The organism is Shewanella sp. AC91-MNA-CIBAN-0169 (assembly GCF_040310165.1).
GTDB lineage: Bacteria > Pseudomonadota > Gammaproteobacteria > Enterobacterales > Shewanellaceae > Shewanella.
In genome coordinates, this window is the sequence record NZ_JBEOPM010000011.1 from 133,799 (window position 1) to 152,582 (window position 18,784).

The following is an 18,784-nucleotide window of genomic DNA, read 5'->3' on the forward strand; positions in this document are numbered from 1 at the left end:
TGACTCGAATTTGTGTAGCTATTCATCAAAAGTGAATAATTACACAGATTTAACATTTACGCTTTTGATAGAAAAAGGGCTATTTACAGTAAATCAAGCTTACGAAAATTTTGCCCTTTAAGCCGAATCAGTTCTTGCGCCGAAAACTGATAATAATCAAACATAATGCGTTTCTCTTGTGGATCGATTTGTTGTTGCTCTTCTAACAAAAGCACTTTGGCATAACAACTCGCCTTAGCCACAATGGCGGCATCGACAGACAACTCTGTAAAATGGTAATCGTGGTCGAGCTCTTTCAATACTTGTGTGATCGGTGAATCATCAAATTTAAGTAAACTCAACAGTTGCCAATTCAATCGATGGCTATGGAGTAATACTTGCCCCAATACAGCTTCAGCAGGAAAATCCGTTGCCATAATGGCATCGTAAACTTGTTTTTCTCGACTATGGCTTGCCTCTCGTAACCAAGTCCCCCAAGTGTTATCAAATATACGTCCACTTTGGCTCAGTATAATCGAGGTAGAAAATTGGTACATTAACGCGCAGCTATAAGCCAAACCAGGCTTTTCATTATGCAATTCTGCTAAGGTTTGCGCCGCAATGGCACTGACCATGCTGTAACGCCAAAGCTTGCGGGTTATCCACAATAAATTAGCATTGCCTGAAGGTAACCAGTTACGTAAACAAAAATAAGGGATCAGCAAACGTAAATTTTCAATACCAATGTAGTTAAGCACCAGCTTTATGTCGGTCACTTGAACATCGCCATGTTTAGGCCGTCGGTGACGAGATGCTGGACTATTAATTAAATTGATTAAATCACGTGATAACCAGCTAATACTTTCGATAATCGGTCGAAGTCGATTAATATTCAGGTCAGGATGTAATAATAGATCGAGCAGTAAAATTTGATTTTCACAAATTGCCGATGCTTCTAATATCATTTGAGGATGAGCTAATTGATGCTCTATCGCATTATTAACCGTATTAGTTAACAGCGCGGACACCTCTAAATACACATTTTTCTCTTTTGCTTGCTTATCAAGGCGCACTTTCAATGCTTTGCGCTCAATATCAAGCTTATTGGCACTCTCTTCTAACTCTTCGTTCAACTCATCAGGCATTGCATTGGCTTTATGCTTACCCACAATAAGTTGTTTATAGAGTCGGCGCTCAATCTCAATGACTTTTCCGGGCCGAACGCCACCTGCTATTGATATTGCCACTCACATTACCTTTTACTGTTTTCATCACTTAATCATAAAAATTAAGGCTTCACAAAGGAAGCCTTAATAGATATTTATTTGTTTTTTTGAACTCAGAGCCGATTACTTCAACTCTTGTTCAAACAGTTTATAAATACGACGATACTGATCTAACCAACTAGAAGGTTGCTTAAATCCATGCGGCTCGACAGGATAGATTGCGGTTTCAAACATCGGCTTTTCTAATTCAATAAGCCGTTGCACCATGCGCACACTGTCTTGGAAAAACACGTTGTCATCTAACACACCACTCATGATCAGTAATGGTTTTTGTAAACCTTGAGCATGCTCTATCGGAGAACTACGCTCATAAGCGATAGGGTCAACGTCAGGCGTATTTAAAATATTAGAGGTATATGGCGCATTATAATGAGCCCAATCAGCTACAGGGCGCAATGCGGCCCCTGCTTGGAATAACTCAGGTTCATTAAACAGCGCCATAAAAGTAAGGAATCCGCCGTATGAACCGCCATAAGTCCCTACTCGCTGGGGGTCTACATTAACATTGCTTGCCATCCAAGCCACACCATCTTTCAAATCTTCAACTTCTGGATGGCCCATGTTACGATAAATGGACGTACGCCAATCACGTCCATAGCCTTTCGAGCCTCGATAATCCATGTCCATTACCACGTAACCTTGTTGTGTGAGTAAGTTATTGAACATAAATTCACGGAAGTAACCCGAAAAGCCATAATGGGCATTTTGTAAATAACCCGCACCATGGTTAAACATCACAGCTGGATATTTTTCAGCTTGCTTAGCATCATAACCTTGCGGCAAATAAACCCGTGCATAAATTGGCTCAGCGCCATGAGTTGAAGCTAGCGCGACAACTTGTGGTACTTGCCATGGATATTGTTTAAATGCTGTACTGGTATAATCGGTTAATTGGCTTATATCGCCGCCAATAGGTTGAATATATAACTCATCTGGATGAATCGCAGACGAAGCGGTTAATAATAGTGATTGTCCATCAGGGCTTAAACTGTAATCCAATGTACCTAACCACTGCGTCAATTGCTCTGACTTACCACTGGCAATCTCAACACGGTAAACATTATAGCTACCTGGGTGGTCTTTATTGGCACGATAATAAAGATGTTTTGCATCGGGTGATAAAGTCACATTATCAACCACAAATTTGCCATTGGTTAATGCCGATACCTTACCTGCTGCGGTTTTAATATATAACTGTGAAAACCCTGTTTCTTCAGATAAGTAGTACATGCTATCTGTACCTGGTATCCAGCCAAATTGATTAAAATTATAATTTACCCAAGCATCATCATGTAATCTGTGTTCGGTTATCAGCTTACCTTTTTGAAGATCAACACTGGCGATCCAGCGATCTTTGTTGTCAACAGCTTCCAACATCACCAATAATTTATCGTCAGACTCATGCCACTGAATTGCGCTCTGACTCCATTCCCAATCTTGCATTAACTGCACTAAACGCGGGGCTTTTTCGCTGTTATAGGTTTTACCTTTCGCTTGAGCATTTTCAGCTTTAACGCTCGCCAGTACATCCTCATCAAAACCCGTTAAGCCTTCAATGGTAATGTCTTTTTTACTGTGGTCAACAAGGTCGAGTAACACTAAACGTTGACCAGGAAAGACATCTTCGGCAACCCGAGAGCGGGCTGGTACAGGGTCAACATAACCCTCTTGGCCCAAATAATTAGGCATAATGTCGTGTTCTGCACGCCAATCATAATTTTTATCGGTTAACGCTAATACTACGTAGCGTCCATCTGGCGACAAACTCATTTCTGATACCACTTCAGCGTCACCTAAATACCAAGGTTTAGCAGAAAAAGTGGGATCGGCTTTAGCCAATGAGTCGCGGTATTGATCACGCGTCAGGCTGTTATCATGTTCCATGGCAACATATTGAATAAGTCTATGCTGTTGCTTAGCAATAAAGCTACTTGGCTCTTGCGTCGCTTTTGGTTCGTTTTCCATTTGGATCGCGGCAATTTGTTCTACTAGGCCGCTAGACTGGTGCACACGAAAAATATTATTACCTTGCCAGAATGCAAGGTCGCCACCCTTTAAAAAACGTACGCCATTAATTGCATCGTTTTGACGGGTAAGTTGCTTTATTTCACTGTTTGATAAATCTTTTACAAATACGTTACCTTGATAAATATAGGCTTTTTGAGCCTTTGCCTGATCGAAGACACCATTACGTTGATCGGCAAGGTGTAGCTGATTGAGTGCTAGTTTATTTGCTTCAGGCTGTCCAATAACTTGTTGATAAAAATCACGGACCGGAGATTGATGTGCTTGGCGACTGAAATATACCGATTGACTGTCATCGCTCCAATAAGCTCCTTGAGCAAATATGCCCATCCAATCTGGATTAGCCATAATTTGATTAAGTGTCAACGGTTGCTGGGCTTTTGGAGGCTGTGCAAATGGCACGGTCAATGTCGTTGCACTCGGCGTTGTGATAACCATTGTATCGTCAGGTTTAGCCGTGGCAGCACAGCCACTTATCATTGCCAAAGAAAGTGCGCTAACCGCAAAGTTTCGCATAAAGCTTGTCATGGTTATCCCTTTTATTATTTTAAGCGCTATTTATAGCACAAATAGACGCGAGAATTTAGCCAGATTAGTTGCAGAAGTTGTAACAGAATACGTGATAATGAACCCGAAGATATAAATTCGAAAATGCTTTATAAATGCAAAAAGTTATCCAAAAGTTCGTGGCCTTGCTGAGTTAAAATAGATTCAGGATGAAACTGGACGCTGTAAATACGTAACGCATCATGGCTCATCGCCATAATTTCACGGCCATAAATTGGGTCATCAAACCACGCATCTAGACTAAAGCCATGAGGTACATGGTTAATCAACAATGAATGATAACGAGTAACCTGCAGAGGTAATGCTAATTGACGAAATAATCCCTGTTGATTATGTTCAATCAAACTGGTTTTACCGTGCATAACACGCTTGGCACGCACAACATCAACGCCAAACACTTGTGCGATAGCTTGATGTCCTAAACACACACCAAGAATAGGAATTTTACCGGCAAAATGTTTAATAGCTGCAAGTGAAATACCCGCTTCATTAGGAGTGCATGGACCGGGAGAGATTATCAAATGTGTAGGTGCTAAAGCTTCAATTTGTTCAATGCTGATTTCATCGTTACGTTTAACCAGTATCTCTTGCCCAAGAGCTTGGAAGTACTGAACTAAGTTAAACGTAAAAGAATCATAATTATCAATCATCAACAACATTATGGGTTCCAGTTGTGCTATAAATGTTTGTAGCACATCAATTTTAGCTTAAAAAAAACCAGCCTTGCGACTGGTTTTATGTAATGTTGACTAACCGCTACTTCACCACAGTTAAATGGTTTTTACGCTTAGTTTTATCATCAGGCTTTGTCGATTTAGACGATGGTGGCAATGTCGAAGTGTCGTCAACAGATTTAATTGATGGCGGTACAGATGATAACTCATCATGTTCACCTTCGATCATATATGCATCTTCCATATCAAACACCGTACCAGCACCGTTTTCACGAGCGTAAATGGCCACGATCGATGCCATAGGCAAAAACACATTCTGTGGTACACCACCAAAACGTGCATTAAACTCTACTGCATCATTAGACATGTGAAGATTAGCCACCGCTCCGGTTGCAATATTCAAGACGATTTGACCGTCTTTGACAAATTGCTGCGGAACCTGCGTACCGTTAACAAATGCATCCACGACTACGTGTGGCGTCAAATGGTTATCCATCAACCACTCATAGTAAGCACGCAACAAATATGGACGATTAGCTGTTATTGGTTTCATTACATGCCCATGCGCATTTCGCGCTCAGCCTCAGTTAGCGATGCCTTAAATGATTCACGTTCAAAAATACGTGTCATGTAAGCACTGATATCTTTCGATGTACGCGGATCTAAGTGAATGCCTAATACTGGTAGACGCCACAATAATGGGCCTAAGTAGCAATCAGATAGACCAAACTCTTCGCTCATGAAGTATGGCATTTCAGCAAATACTGGCGCTAAAGCAATTAAGCTTTCCATTAACTCTTTACGCGCTGCATCAGCCTTTTCACCTTTACGGATACGCTCTACAAGCGCATACCAATCGGTGTCGATTCTGTGCATCATTAAACGGCTTTGGCCGCGAGATACTGGGTATACAGGCATTAATGGAGGATGTGGAAAACGCTCATCCAAATATTCCATAATAATGCGTGATTCGTACAACACGAGTTCACGATCAACTAAAGTCGGTACAGAGTTGTATGGATTTACTTCAAGTAAATCTTCAGGCATCTCACTTGGGTCTACCTGTAAAACATCAACGGTAACCCCTTTTTCAGCCAATACGATACGTACTTGGTGACTATATAAATCATCGGCACCAGAAAAAAGTGTCATGATAGAGCGCTTGTTGGCAGCAACAGCCATTGATACCCTCCAGAATCTAGAAAAACAAAACAAACGAGGGGCTAAGCCCCCCGTTTACAAAATGCGGATAATGTATATTAACCGTTATTGATGGCTAGTGCACATCTTTCCAGTATTCTTTCTTCAACAAATACGCAATTATGAAGAAAATAAACAAGAATCCAAGTACCCACCAACCTAAAGCTTCACGCTCTAGCTGAACTGGTTCGGCAGAATAAACTAAGAAACCCGTGATATCACGAACGACTTGGTCGTATTCTTCTGCCGTCAATTTGCCACCCGTGGTAACAATATTACCATCTTTATCTTTTACAAGAGATACATTACCAGCTTCATCTTTCGTAAGAGTAGCAAGACCTTGTAAGTCTTGTAATACGTGTGGCATACCCACTGCTGGGAACACTATATTGTTCACACCAAATGGACGAGTCTCATCTGCGTAGAAACCTTTTAGATATGAAAATACCCAATCAGCACCACGAACACGAGCAACCAACGTTAAATCAGGAGGCGCAGCACCAAACCATTTAGCGGCATCTGGAGTAGGAATAGCGTTTTCCATTAAATCACCGATTTTTGCACCGGTGAACATGTACTTGTTACGCATATCATCGTTAGAGATGCCTAAATCAGTTGCAACACGCTCGTAGCGTTGGTATTGAGTGCTGTGACAACCAGAGCAGTAATGTTGGAATGAATCCAAACCACGCTCTAATGACGCTTTATCATGCAAATCAACGTTAGCACTTTCTAAGTGAACACTATGTCCACTGGCGGCCATTGCGAGAGATGGCAGCAATGTAACTAATGCAATTAATAACTTTTTCATTAGTGTGTCACCCTCGTTGGGACTTCTTTTGTTTTCTCATTCTTACTGTAAACCCATAAGGCTACGAAGAAAGCAAAGTAAGTGAAAGTGAATACACGTGCCGCAATAGTTAACTCAGGAGTTGCAGGAACAACACCTAAATATCCTAAAATAATGAACGACACTGTAAATTGTGCAATGTTGATCTTGTGGATCATGCTGCGATAGCGAATAGACTTCACTTTACAACGGTCAAGCCAAGGCAGTAGGAATAACACTGCAATAGACAGACCCATACCAATAACGCCTACCAATTTATCAGGGATAGCACGTAAAATGGCATAGAAAGGTGTGAAGTACCAAACTGGCGCAATGTGTTCCGGTGTTTTCATTGGATTAGCCGCTTCAAAGTTTGGCTTTTCTAGGAAATATCCACCGCCTTCAGGCATGAAGAACAACACATAACAGAACACGATTAAGAACCCAGCGACACCCATAATATCTTTTACAGTGTAGTAAGGGTGGAATGGAATACCATCAATAGGCCATCCGTTCTCATCTTTGTTCTTTTTAATCTCAACACCATCAGGGTTATTTGAGCCCACTTCATGCAAGGCGATTAGGTGTAAGAACACCAACACAACCAATACAAGTGGTAGCGCAATAACGTGCAGTGCGAAGAAACGGTTTAGTGTTGCACCTGAAATAACGTAATCACCACGGATCCACAATGTTAGGTCATCACCAATAATAGGGATGGCACCAAACAAAGAGATAATTACCTGCGCACCCCAGTAAGACATTTGTCCCCAAGGTAGTAAGTAACCCATAAATGCTTCAGCCATTAACACAAGGAAAATCAACATACCAAACAGCCATAATAGCTCTCTTGGTTTTTGATAAGACCCGTATATTAATCCACGGAACATGTGCATGTAGATGACAAAGAAAAATGCCGATGCACCTGTAGAGTGCATGTAACGTAGCAACCAACCGTAATCAACATCACGCATGATGTATTCAACAGAAGCAAATGCGCCTTCTGCTGTCGGTACGTAATTCATGGTCAGCCAAATACCTGTCAGCAATTGGTTAACCAAAACTAATAGCGCTAATGAACCAAAGAAATACCAAAAGTTAAAGTTCTTTGGTGTCGCATACTGTCCCACATGACGGTTATATGTAGCCGTCATTGGGATGCGAGCATCAATCCAATCAATAATATTCTTAACCATTACGCCGCTCCTGTATCTACACCGATGATAACGTTAGCATCATCAACATATTTGTGCGGTGGGATCACTAAGTTTAGTGGTGCTGGAACACCCTGGAATACACGACCAGCCATGTCAAATTTAGAACCATGACAAGGACAGAAGAAACCAGAAGTTACACCTTCAACCTGCTCACCGAATGAATCAGGCAGATAAGTTGGTGAACAACCTAAGTGAGTACAGATACCGACTGCAATAAAAAATTCAGGCTTAATAGAACGCGCAGGGTTAGTTGCATATTCTGGTTGCTGCATTTCTTCTGAAGCAGGATCGCGTAATTGACTGTCTAATGTTTTAAGATTATTTAGCACAGCTTCTGTACGACGAACGACCCAAACCGGTTTTCCGCGCCATTCGACACGAATTAACTGACCTGGTTCTACTTTACTAATATTTACTTCGACCGGCGCACCTGCAGCTTTCGCTTTGGCGCTCGGATTCCATGACTTGATGAAAGGAACCGCTACAGCGACGGCACCAGCACCACCTACTACGGCGGTTGCAGCTGTCAGGAATCTGCGACGTCCGGTATCGACTGGCGCATTGCTCATCCACTTATCTCCCAGAGGGTGTTGGAATTTTTATATTTCAATACTTTAGCGACCCAAAATGGTGAAACGCTAAAATCATAGTTTGAGGCGGTGCTCATTATAGCGAAAAATTAGAACCAGATCATAGTGAAAACACACATCTAAGATGAGGATATTAACATTTTTTTCAAAATCGCTTATAAATCAGCCATTTTATAACAATTAGTTGCCACTTAATTAGCAATAAAAAGCTTGAGAAATGCATTTAAAACAATAAATTATTAATGATAAATAATAAAAGACATCAGAAATATCTACTGTTGTGATTGGTGACCGCTTTTGGGAAAACTGAATTCATAGCAAAAACATTAGGGCCGGTTGATCTTTCAAGGTTATTTTTACAGCGAACTTTTGGTCATTACTTAAACAAGAGCTACAAGGCAGAGGCTTTGTGGCGTAGTTATTCTACATGAAAAGCTGATAACGCAGTAGAAATGACTCACAAACACTGCCCAAGGGTTCGGCTAAAAACGTTTTACTCTTTGTTGAGTGCATCTTCTCGACGTGATAGTTGCTTAGATTACTAGGCTGTAATCTACTCGCCTCGGTTAACACATTTTTATCTCGAACAAAATTCAACCAGTAAAGATCTACAGACCTAGATAATAGGCACAAAAAAGCTCGGTAAAAACCGAGCTTTTTTGTGCAAAAAACATACGCGGGTATTATTTAACGCTAGATGATTTCATGTACTTGAAGAAATCACCTTCAGGTTCTAACACCATAATGTCATTTTTACCGGCAAAACTTTCTTTGTATGCTTCTAGGCTACGTAAAAAACTATAAAACTCAGCATCTTTACTGTAAGTATCAGCATAAATTTTTGCCGCTAATGCATCACCTTCACCACGAATAGTAAGGGCTTTACGTTCAGCTTCAGCAATCTTTACTGTCACATTGGCATCAATAGTCGCACGGATAATTTCAGCTTGTTCTTTACCTTGTGCACGGTGTTCTTTCGCCACAGCTTGACGTTCAGCACGCATACGTTGGTAAATACTAATACTGACATTAGCAGGTAAATTAATTTGCTTTACACGCACATCAACTACTTCAATACCGAGATTTTGTGCACTTTCAGAAGCATTTTCTAATGCGTCAGTTTGCAATTCATCACGCTTACCTGAAACAATTTCTTTGATTGTGCGACGACCAAATTCAGTACGTAAATCGTTGCTAATTTTGGCTTGTAATAAGCTTTCTGCATTGGCTTTAATACCGCCATTGGTAGAAAGATAGTACTTTTCAAAATCACGAATACGCCACTTAACATAAGAGTCGACCATTAAGTCTTTCTTTTCAGAAGTAACAAAACGATCTGCTGCGCCGTCCAATGTTTGGATACGAGCATCCAGATAGCGAACTTTATCGACTAAAGGTAATTTAAAGTGAAGGCCAGGAGCAAAAACGGTTGTTACGTCACCATCTTTAAGCACCTTACCGAAACGTGCAACAATCGCGCGTTCACCTTCGCTTACCACCATCAAAGAGGAAAAACTCACCCCTAAAATGATCACTAGAATGATCAGAGCTAATCTACCCATTGTTAGTTCCTCCCTTGGCGAATACGATCTTCGCGGCTGAGACGACCATCAGTCGGCATGCTAGTAATAGGTGTGTCTACACCACTACTAGAAACAGAATTGATGTGACGTTCTACCTCAGGTTCTACTTGATTGCGCAGACTCTTAGAAGAATCCATCAGCTTATCCAAAGGTAAATACATCAGATTACCGCTACTCTTAGTGTCGATAAGGACTTTATTTGTATCAGCCAACACAGATTGCATCGCATCTATGTATAAACGATTTCGGGTTACACCTGGAGCAGCTTTATACTCAGGTAATAACTTCTCAAATCGAGCGACTTTACCTCTAGCTTCAAGAACTTCACGCTCTTTATAAGCACTAGCTTGTTGTGCCATACGCTCTACTTGACCACGCGCTTTGGGTTCGATTTCACGAGCATAAGCTTCAGCTTCGCGAATAAAGCGCTGTTCATCTTCCTGAGCAGAGATAGCATCATCAAATGCATCTTTTACTTCTTCTGGAGGACGAGCGGGTAAAAAGTTAACATCACGAATTTCCAAGCCTAATTTATACGGCTCAATAATACGCTCTAACTCAGTCCAAGTATCACGACGAATAGCATCACGCCCAGTGGTTAAAATGTCATCCATACGATTATGACCAATGACATAGCGCAACGCACTATCAGTCGCTTCACGTAAACTCGAATTGGCATCGACTGCACTGTACAAGTATGAATAAGCATCTGATACGCTATATTGAACCACAAGTTCAACATTCACGATATTTTCATCAGAGGTCAGCATTCTGCCAGACGCTGGAATCGAACGGAACGTTTCCACATCAACCATTGTCACATCGTCAATAAAAGTGGCTTTCCAATGTAAACCGGAACTCACTTCACCGATGTGCTGACCAAAACGGAGTAACACTCCACGCTCAGCTTCTTTAACTGTGTATAAGCCAGACAATGCCCAAATAATTAAGGCAATCACTGCTATTATAATCAGTAAAGATGAATTAAATGGCTGACCAGTGGCGCTACCGCCTCCCTTGCCACCAAAGCGTTTTGATAGGTTACGAAATACTTCGTCAAGATCTGGTGGCCCTTTATCGTTACCACCTTTATTTCCCCAAGGGTCTTTGTTCCCCTTGTTACCGGGCTCATTCCAAGCCATTTAGCACTCCATAATTGGATGAAATAAATGAGATTAACAAGTGGCGTCTACTTCTGAAGGTTCAAAAATAAATGCCTCTAATTCCCCTTGACTCTGTTTAGCTAATCGGCGCCAATTGGCGTCCGATAAACGAACAGATAAAATACAGTTCCCCAGATTGTCATACTCTTTCTGCTGTATTGCATCCAGTCGATAAAACTGGCCAAGATAATGTCCTGCTGATGCAGGTATTTTCAATGTAAGCTCGCAAATCACTTCACCGATTAATTCGGTTATCGCTTTCAGCAGCAAATCAAATCCAATGCGTTTTTGCGCAGAGACCCAAACCCTCTCAGGTTTACCATCTTCATCGTAATCGATACGAGGCGCGAAATCTTCAAGTAAATCTATCTTATTGCATACAATCAATTGAGTGATTTCATCTGCATCAATTTCTTCCAATACTCTTTGTACTTGGTCAAAATTTTCAGTCATATTGTCATCAGCACAATCAACGACATGTAAAAGAATTTCAGCTTGTCGAGTTTCTTGTAATGTGGCTTTAAATGCTGCGACGAGATCATGAGGTAAATGACGAATAAACCCAACAGTATCCGCTAAAATCACCGCACCATCAGGTAACGATAATTTACGCAGTGTCGGATCTAATGTTGCGAATAACTGATCGGCTGCATAAACATCCGATGACGTTAGCGCATTAAATAATGTCGATTTACCCGCATTTGTATAGCCTACTAAAGACACAGTCGCTAAATCACTGCGCTTACGAGCTCGTCGGCTTTGCTCACGTTGTTTATCTACTTTATCGAGGCGTCGATTAATATTCTTAATCCGGCCTCGTAATAAACGTCGGTCTGTTTCGAGCTGGGTCTCACCCGGCCCTCGCATCCCGATACCACCTTTTTGTCGCTCTAAATGAGTCCAACCACGAATTAGGCGTGTCGACATGTGGCGCAATTGCGCTAGCTCCACTTGCATCTTACCTTCATGAGTTCTCGCTCGTTGAGCAAAAATATCAAGGATCAACGTAGTTCGATCTAAGACTCGACACTGACACACCACTTCAAGATTACGCTCTTGAGCTGGACTCAATGCATGATTAAAAATCACTACATTGGCTTCAGTAGCAGCGACCATAGCAGCAAGTTCTTCTGCTTTACCGGAACCAATAAAAAACTTTCGGTCCGGCGAGCGTCTGCTGCCAGTAATCACTCCAACAGAGCGAGCACCAGCAGATTCAACTAACAACTGTAATTCAATTAGATCTTCTCGACGCTCTTCGTCTGAAAAGTCTATATGAACCAATACAGCTGTTTCACCCGCTTCATAACGATCAAACAAAAATTATATTCCTTTTCAAATTATTCAGCATCGCTTTCTTCACCATGGGCAGTACCCTGGTGAGCAGAAACATTAAATGGGCGTGCTGGTACGACTGTTGAAATAGCGTGTTTGTAAACCATTTGGCTTACAGTATTTTTCAACAAGATAACAAATTGATCGAATGACTCAACTTGGCCTTGTAATTTAATACCATTCACTAAATAGATAGAGACTGGTACACGCTCTCGACGCAATGCGTTCAAAAATGGGTCTTGTAAAGATTGCCCCTTAGCCATTTTCAATTTCCTTTTTTATTTTAAAATATGTTGAATTAAGTTTTATTGTTTAGTTTTAGTATTATACAGCAACAGCTAATAAGCTAGCGGCTTTGTCGCATAAGCGTAACTAAATTCCCTTCTACACCACTTTCAAGCCACTGTAAATCTGGCCAGCTCCTCAACCATGTTAATTGACGTTTAGCCAATTGCCTAGTGGCTGCGGTAGCTTTTTCGACCATTGTCGCATGATCAAATTCATTATCTAGGTACTGCCAGCACTGTCTGTAACCAACGCAACGCATAGATGGTAGCTCTAAATGCAAATCATCACGCGCTTTCAAACGCGCAACTTCTTCGATAAAACCTTGCTCTAACATGATATTAAAACGCTTTGCGATTAACTCATGTAATACTTTTCGATCGTTTGGTGCAATAGCAAATTGCACTACATCATACGGCAAAGCGGCTGACTTAGTTTGTGTCAATTCAGTCATTGTTTTGCCACTGATCCGATAAACCTCTAAAGCCCGCGACAATCGTTGTGGATCGTTAGGATGAATTCTTTCTCCAGCAACAGGGTCAATATTACACAATTCTTGATGCAGCGCATCCCAACCCTCGGTTTGCGCTTGCGCTAATATTTGTTGCCTAATAGCTTCATCAGCACTGGGTAAAGGCGATAAGCCTTCTAACAATGCCTTAAAGTACATCATGGTGCCACCCACGAGTAAAGGGGTCTTACCACGGCTAATAATGTCTTCGATAGCCAATAATGCATCACGGCGAAAATCTGCCGCTGAATAACTTTCGCTAGGGTCAAGAATATCAATTAATTTATGCGGAGCCATTTCCAGCTCTTCAGCACTGGGTTTAGCAGACCCTATATTCATATCACGATAGATCAACGCAGAATCTACTGAGATAATTTCACAATTATATTGAGTTGCCATATCAATGGCTAATGCCGTTTTGCCTGAGGCGGTAGGCCCCATTAAAAAAATCACTTTCGGCTTATCGACACTATTCACGTTAATTATCTTTCATCCAATTTTGCCAAGGCAATATGCGCTCTTGGTCATAACAAGTTTGTTGCATTTCATCGTCAAGTGAACAAAATTGCAGCCATAAAGCTTGAGCTGGCTCAAATTGCGATAAACTTTGTTGTGCCAACCAACCTACGATAGCGCTTTCTGTAGGTTGCTCTAATTGTATCCATTGCAGTAACTCTGGGATCACAATAGCAAGTTGGCATTCCCTCAAATATGGGGGCACTTTTTTAATAATCAACTGTTGGAAGCGAATTGTTAATTCAATACCCATTTGACGCAGTAATTGATCACGAGCGGCTAAGGTTTCTATCCAGTCCAAATCTGCGGCTAAAGACACAGGCATTAATAAAGGTTGCGACACTAAACCGTTAGCTAATTTGGTTGCTATGTCTTTCTTTCTTACTGCCAATAACACGGTTTTTATCGACAGTAATGACAGCTTATCATCTTTACAGATAACCCAATGCTCACCCGCTAATAACGGCGGCATGGCAACTTGATGTACAGCCTCGTTAACATAGGATACCGCGCTATTCATCGGGGTATGCAACAACTGCCCATAATTAGCTATAGCGGTTTTCGTCTGGGCAGATGAAGATGCACCAGAAGGCTTTGTACCATAACTAGGCTTAATTGCAGCTGAATAGCCACCAGATGAGCCATTTGTCTTACCAGGTACATGCATCGAACCAAATTGACTAACGCTGTTAATCGCCTTACTCGAACCATGATTAAGTGTAAAAATGTCTTCTGTGGTATCGGCCACTTTCGCATCATGCATCATGTTTGATTCGGTGTGCATTGTTACAACAGTATCATGATGTTCTAATTCATCTGATAAAGGTAACAAAGGCATTTCGACTAATGCCGATTGCACCGCTTGTAAAATAAAGTCATGTACATAACGAGATTGATGAAACCGCACTTCATGCTTAGCAGGATGAACATTGACATCTACTTGATGTGGGTCAAGTGATAACATCAACACATAGCCCGGCTGATGTTCAATACCATATTCAGCAAATGCTTGTTTTACGGCATGGTTAACCAATCGGTCTCTAATTAAGCGTCCGTTGACATAAAAAAAGTTGGTATCGGTGATAACAGTGTCTTGTGGCGACTGCAGATAACCCGTTAATAATAAATCATCGTGTTCACAAGCAATGCTCAATGCCTGTTCAGCAAAAGCTCTGCCACAAATTTGCGCCAAACGTTGTTGAGTTTGAATGTCAGTATTAGCAGGACGATACTGACGTACTAACTTACCATTGTGTGTCAGGGTAAAGTGAATATCGCTACGAACAATGGCTATGCGCTTTAACCACTCATCTATATGAGTAAATTCAGTTTTATCACTTTTTAAAAAACGGCGTCTGGCGGGAGTATTAAAAAATAAATCGACCACATCAATAGTCGAGCCTTGAGGATGCGCAGCAGGAGTCACTTTCACGTCCATTTGCGAGCCTTCAGCATAGGCCTGCCAAGCTTCAGATTGCTCTGCAGTTTTCGACGTTAATGTTAATCGCGACACCGAACTAATACTGGCCAAGGCCTCGCCCCGAAAACCAAAGCTTAAAATAGCTTCGAGGTCATCGAGCGTATGCACTTTTGAGGTTGCGTGACGCGATAACGCCAATGCCAACTCATCTTTAGGAATACCCGCACCATTATCGCGAATACGAATAAGCTTGCTGCCGCCTTTGTCGATATCAATATCAACTCTAGTCGCACCAGCATCTAAACTGTTTTCAACCAGTTCTTTGACCACCGAAGCCGGACGTTCCACTACTTCACCGGCTGCGATTTGGTTTGCAAGTTGAGGTGGTAGCAGTTGAATCGCCATATTAAGCCCTTGGGATCACAAGATGTTGACCAACACGAACCACGTCTGACTTCAAGTTATTAGCCTGCTTTAAACGTGAAATAGAAACGCGGTATCGCTGAGCGATAACAGACAATGACTCACCACGTTGCACTTTATGCTTTTGTGTTTGCGAGCTGTCAGAGCGTGTTTTAGCAATCAAAGTATCACTGGGCGCATTACTAGCAAAATAACGTTGCACCCCTGAATGGATGGCACGGGCTATCTTTTCTTGATGCGCTGGGTTTCTTAGTAAACGCTCTTCTTGTGGATTAGAAATAAAACCTGTTTCCACCAGAATTGAAGGAATATCCGGCGATTTTAGTACCGCCAAACTCGCAGCTTCTGGTTTATGTTTATGTAATTTGGTAACACTGTTGAGATCTTTTAATACATCGCCAGCAATAGAATTACTTATTGCCATAGAACTATTCATCGACATATCTAAAAGGGTCATGGCTAAATATTGTTCGCTATCAGAGTTTTGAATAATTTCTCCAGCACCCCCTAATAACTCAGAGTGCTTCTCTTTTTGCTCAAGCCAACGACCAATTTCAGTATTTGCACGGCGCATAGATAATACCCAAACAGAAGCGCCCTGAGGCTGAGGAGAAGTAAATGCATCTGCATGAATTGAAATCAATAAATCTGCTTTAATATTACGCGCCAGCTCAGAGCGTTTATTTGGATGAATATAATAATCACCACGCCTCGTCATCACAGCACGCATTCCTGCTGTTTGATTAATTTTGCTGGCTAAACGCGTTGCAATTTCCATCACCACACGCTTTTCGTAAGTCCCAGAGGGGCCAATTGAGCCAGGATCTTCACCACCGTGTCCAGCATCAATGGCGATCACAATATCTCTAGATGACTGATTAGCAGAGCGACTGACCGTATTCACCGTTGGCGACTCGCCGTTAGAATCTTCTAAATCGACGACAAGGCGGTTGCCATAAGGAGCGGTTGGAGGCAATGTAAACAGACTGGACTTTACCGGTTTAGTTAAATCCATAACCAGACGCAATACACCTTTTTTAGGTGGAGAACTAAAGCGTATCTTTTTGATAATTTTACTGTTATTAGCTATTTTATCTAAATTAATCTTGGCGCCAGTATCTTGAATATCGACCACTAAACGATGAGGACCGGTTAAGGTAAAGCTGTCATAATTAGGTGTTTGAGTTAAATCGAACACCACTCGCGTCGATTCTGGGGCAGCCCAAATGCGCACGCTATCAAGTTGGTTGGCAGCCCAAACCACATTAGACTGCAAAAACAACAGCATGAATACTACAGAGGTAAAAAACGTATTTTTTAAAGTCATTATTATTTTATTTTATTTTATTTATAATTGCCTGCCCAGCAGGGGATAAGCCTTGTAATTCAATTTGTCTTTGAGATTCTTTATAACGCAAATGCAAATGGATGTCAGCCTCAGGGAGTAATCCATGACCATTATTAGGCCATTCAACTAGACACACACTTCTGTCAGTAAAATAATCACGGATACCCATATACTCGAGCTCTTCTGGGTCAGCTAATCGATATAGGTCAAAATGAAATACATCCATATCATTAAATTCATAGGGCTCGACCAAGGTGTATGTCGGACTTTTCACCGCGCCTTGATGACCTAAACTTTGAATAATGCCTCGACTAAACGTTGTTTTACCCGCCCCTAAATCCCCCGTAAGATAAATAGTGAGTGGCGGCTTTATCCACTGTGCAATTTGTTGTCCAAGGGCAACAGTAGCTTGTTCATTTTCAAGGGTTTTAAACAGCGATGTCATGTGTAAAGTCAGCTTCCATAAAAAAGAGATACAAGAATGCTAAATATACCAGAAGTTACCGGGGAACTCCCACTGTTATAGTGGTTATTTTTTGTTAATAAAAAACCAGCTACTGGGAATAGCTGGCAAAATCACACTTCAGGAAGTTATATTAAAATTTCAACGCCTCGTTTAAATGTCATCCATACGGATGGTGCTATGAACTAAACGTTTTTGTTGAGTTTGTGCAACACGGACTAAGTCCATTAATGCACTTTTAATTTCATCAGTTGGGCTACTAATAGCTGTTTTTTCTAGTAACGCGATTAAGCGGTTTTCTAGGTCTAAATGCAATTCAAGCACTTCGTCTTCTTTCATATTGGCAGGGAGTGACGTTTCATTGCAACGCTTGCTAAAATCTTCAAAAGTAATGTCTTTATACCAAGTATTTAATATTCTTGATGGTGCATCTTCAATATAGCTTTCTAACGTTTCGTAAATATGTCTTTGGTGTTGTTGAAAATAAGTCAACATCATCTTAACTCGAGAGGAATCCGCATTACGATCTAAGCGCTTATATAATTTCTCCATATCGAGATGGCAATTAGCAACGTAATCAAGTAGCTCACTTAGTTGTTGGATCCGCATAAAACTCACCTCGTTTAAAGCCCTAACTTCTTAGGAAAATCTATCTTGAGTTGATTATCAAAGATTACAACGGTAAATGATTTGAACCAGATCATGTTTTACTTCACCAATATGCGCTTACTTTAGAGATCCATGAAGAAGTGAGTACTAGATCACTTATTTGTTGATTGCAAAAAGATTTGCTCAAACACAAATGATGCAAATTTATTAAAATCATAAGGTTTAGGGTGAATTAGAGCACATTGATGAACACCAGAAATGTAGATCGCCCTATATCGGCAATGGTTCGAACTGATGAGCGCTTTATGACGTCTAGCTTGGCAATCAAAAGGTAGCGCATAGTCTAAAAGCGCAACTGAGCTAATGTCGCTGTAGTTATTCGTATGATTTAGAACAAAGAAGATTTGGAGCAAATAGGATTAATAAGGAAGTAATTTGGAGTGACATATCTTTTTAATAATGGGGGATTCGAACTGATGACCGCTTTATGACGTCTAGTTTAGCAACCAAAAAGGTATCACATTTTCTAAAAGCGCAACTGAGCTAATATTGTATTTTAAACTAGGGAAGTGATTTGGAGCGACATATCAGGTTCGAACTGATGACCTATACCTTGGCAAAAAAAGGTATCGCATTTTCTAAAAGCGCAACTGAGCTAATGTTGTATTTTAAACTAGGGAAGTGATTTGGAGCGACATATCAGGTTCGAACTGATGACCTATACCTTGGCAAGGTATCGCTCTACCAACTGAGCTAATGTC

Annotated in this window: 17 protein-coding genes; all 17 read right to left on the minus strand. The window is 41.1% G+C overall.

What is annotated here, in order from left to right:
• Window positions 1-83 precede the first annotated feature (83 nt).
• Complete coding sequence (locus tag AAEY98_RS11520; protein WP_101085246.1) at window positions 84-1,226, minus strand: HDOD domain-containing protein; 1,143 nt, start codon at window positions 1,224-1,226, stop codon at window positions 84-86.
• Window positions 1,227-1,328: 102 nt separating this feature from the next.
• The gene (locus tag AAEY98_RS11525) at window positions 1,329-3,818 is read right to left on the minus strand and encodes a S9 family peptidase (protein ID WP_351017017.1); all 2,490 of its coding nucleotides are present in this window, start codon (window positions 3,816-3,818) and stop codon (window positions 1,329-1,331) included.
• 128 nt (window positions 3,819-3,946) lie between these two features.
• The gene (locus AAEY98_RS11530; protein WP_101085244.1) at window positions 3,947-4,516 is read right to left on the minus strand and encodes an aminodeoxychorismate/anthranilate synthase component II; all 570 of its coding nucleotides are present in this window, start codon (window positions 4,514-4,516) and stop codon (window positions 3,947-3,949) included.
• A gap of 97 nt (window positions 4,517-4,613) precedes the next feature.
• Window positions 4,614-5,084, minus strand: coding sequence for a ClpXP protease specificity-enhancing factor (locus AAEY98_RS11535; RefSeq protein ID WP_351017020.1), 471 nt, complete (start codon window positions 5,082-5,084; stop codon window positions 4,614-4,616).
• Window positions 5,084-5,713: a stringent starvation protein SspA gene (gene sspA / locus AAEY98_RS11540; protein ID WP_011638743.1), complete on the minus strand. Its 630-nt coding sequence runs from the start codon at window positions 5,711-5,713 to the stop codon at window positions 5,084-5,086. The genes AAEY98_RS11535 and sspA overlap by 1 nt, the downstream gene beginning before the upstream one ends.
• Before the next feature lie 94 nt (window positions 5,714-5,807).
• Window positions 5,808-6,542: a cytochrome c1 gene (locus AAEY98_RS11545; protein WP_351017023.1), complete on the minus strand. Its 735-nt coding sequence runs from the start codon at window positions 6,540-6,542 to the stop codon at window positions 5,808-5,810.
• Window positions 6,542-7,756, minus strand: a complete 1,215-nt coding sequence (locus AAEY98_RS11550; protein WP_101085241.1) for a cytochrome b — start codon at window positions 7,754-7,756, stop codon at window positions 6,542-6,544. The genes AAEY98_RS11545 and AAEY98_RS11550 overlap by 1 nt, the downstream gene beginning before the upstream one ends.
• On the minus strand, window positions 7,756-8,346 hold the full coding sequence (gene petA, locus AAEY98_RS11555; protein ID WP_101085240.1) for a ubiquinol-cytochrome c reductase iron-sulfur subunit: 591 nt from the start codon (window positions 8,344-8,346) through the stop codon (window positions 7,756-7,758). The genes AAEY98_RS11550 and petA overlap by 1 nt, the downstream gene beginning before the upstream one ends.
• Window positions 8,347-9,050: 704 nt before the next feature.
• Complete coding sequence (gene hflC / locus AAEY98_RS11560; protein WP_101085239.1) at window positions 9,051-9,929, minus strand: protease modulator HflC; 879 nt, start codon at window positions 9,927-9,929, stop codon at window positions 9,051-9,053.
• A gap of 2 nt (window positions 9,930-9,931) precedes the next feature.
• The gene (hflK, locus tag AAEY98_RS11565; protein WP_101085238.1) at window positions 9,932-11,092 is read right to left on the minus strand and encodes an FtsH protease activity modulator HflK; all 1,161 of its coding nucleotides are present in this window, start codon (window positions 11,090-11,092) and stop codon (window positions 9,932-9,934) included.
• 33 nt (window positions 11,093-11,125) lie between these two features.
• A complete protein-coding gene (gene hflX / locus AAEY98_RS11570) occupies window positions 11,126-12,433 on the minus strand; it encodes a ribosome rescue GTPase HflX (RefSeq protein ID WP_101085237.1) in 1,308 nt (435 codons plus the stop codon).
• Window positions 12,434-12,453: 20 nt separating this feature from the next.
• Window positions 12,454-12,711 carry an RNA chaperone Hfq gene (hfq, locus tag AAEY98_RS11575; RefSeq protein WP_011638750.1) on the minus strand — a complete coding sequence of 86 codons (258 nt, stop codon included), beginning with the start codon at window positions 12,709-12,711 and terminating at the stop codon, window positions 12,454-12,456.
• A gap of 83 nt (window positions 12,712-12,794) precedes the next feature.
• Complete coding sequence (gene miaA / locus AAEY98_RS11580) at window positions 12,795-13,721, minus strand: tRNA (adenosine(37)-N6)-dimethylallyltransferase MiaA (RefSeq protein WP_101085236.1); 927 nt, start codon at window positions 13,719-13,721, stop codon at window positions 12,795-12,797.
• 1 nt (window position 13,722) lies between these two features.
• Window positions 13,723-15,585: a DNA mismatch repair endonuclease MutL gene (gene mutL, locus AAEY98_RS11585; RefSeq protein WP_351017026.1), complete on the minus strand. Its 1,863-nt coding sequence runs from the start codon at window positions 15,583-15,585 to the stop codon at window positions 13,723-13,725.
• A gap of 1 nt (window position 15,586) precedes the next feature.
• Window positions 15,587-16,930: an N-acetylmuramoyl-L-alanine amidase gene (locus AAEY98_RS11590; protein ID WP_502959642.1), complete on the minus strand. Its 1,344-nt coding sequence runs from the start codon at window positions 16,928-16,930 to the stop codon at window positions 15,587-15,589.
• A 7-nt stretch (window positions 16,931-16,937) separates the two neighbouring features.
• On the minus strand, window positions 16,938-17,396 hold the full coding sequence (gene tsaE, locus AAEY98_RS11595; RefSeq protein WP_101085233.1) for a tRNA (adenosine(37)-N6)-threonylcarbamoyltransferase complex ATPase subunit type 1 TsaE: 459 nt from the start codon (window positions 17,394-17,396) through the stop codon (window positions 16,938-16,940).
• Between the two features lie 171 nt (window positions 17,397-17,567).
• Window positions 17,568-18,023: a hypothetical protein gene (locus tag AAEY98_RS11600; protein WP_101085232.1), complete on the minus strand. Its 456-nt coding sequence runs from the start codon at window positions 18,021-18,023 to the stop codon at window positions 17,568-17,570.
• Between the last annotated feature and the right edge of the window lie 761 nt (window positions 18,024-18,784).

What these genes read in the sequence shown, in the direction of transcription:
- AAEY98_RS11545 (WP_351017023.1), bottom strand. Translation starts at nt 6,542, where the DNA reads ATGAAAAAGTTATTAATTGCATTAGTTACATTGCTGCCATCTCTCGCA.
- AAEY98_RS11530 (WP_101085244.1), bottom strand. Translation starts at nt 4,516, where the DNA reads ATGTTGTTGATGATTGATAATTATGATTCTTTTACGTTTAACTTAGTT.
- AAEY98_RS11600 (WP_101085232.1), bottom strand. Translation starts at nt 18,023, where the DNA reads ATGCGGATCCAACAACTAAGTGAGCTACTTGATTACGTTGCTAATTGC.
- AAEY98_RS11525 (WP_351017017.1), bottom strand. Translation starts at nt 3,818, where the DNA reads ATGACAAGCTTTATGCGAAACTTTGCGGTTAGCGCACTTTCTTTGGCA.
- hfq (WP_011638750.1), bottom strand. Translation starts at nt 12,711, where the DNA reads ATGGCTAAGGGGCAATCTTTACAAGACCCATTTTTGAACGCATTGCGT.
- hflK (WP_101085238.1), bottom strand. Translation starts at nt 11,092, where the DNA reads ATGGCTTGGAATGAGCCCGGTAACAAGGGGAACAAAGACCCTTGGGGA.
- AAEY98_RS11550 (WP_101085241.1), bottom strand. Translation starts at nt 7,756, where the DNA reads ATGGTTAAGAATATTATTGATTGGATTGATGCTCGCATCCCAATGACG.
- sspA (WP_011638743.1), bottom strand. Translation starts at nt 5,713, where the DNA reads ATGGCTGTTGCTGCCAACAAGCGCTCTATCATGACACTTTTTTCTGGT.
- tsaE (WP_101085233.1), bottom strand. Translation starts at nt 17,396, where the DNA reads ATGACATCGCTGTTTAAAACCCTTGAAAATGAACAAGCTACTGTTGCC.
- mutL (WP_351017026.1), bottom strand. Translation starts at nt 15,585, where the DNA reads ATGGCGATTCAACTGCTACCACCTCAACTTGCAAACCAAATCGCAGCC.
- AAEY98_RS11590 (WP_502959642.1), bottom strand. Translation starts at nt 16,930, where the DNA reads ATGACTTTAAAAAATACGTTTTTTACCTCTGTAGTATTCATGCTGTTG.
- AAEY98_RS11535 (WP_351017020.1), bottom strand. Translation starts at nt 5,084, where the DNA reads ATGAAACCAATAACAGCTAATCGTCCATATTTGTTGCGTGCTTACTAT.
- hflC (WP_101085239.1), bottom strand. Translation starts at nt 9,929, where the DNA reads ATGGGTAGATTAGCTCTGATCATTCTAGTGATCATTTTAGGGGTGAGT.
- petA (WP_101085240.1), bottom strand. Translation starts at nt 8,346, where the DNA reads ATGAGCAATGCGCCAGTCGATACCGGACGTCGCAGATTCCTGACAGCT.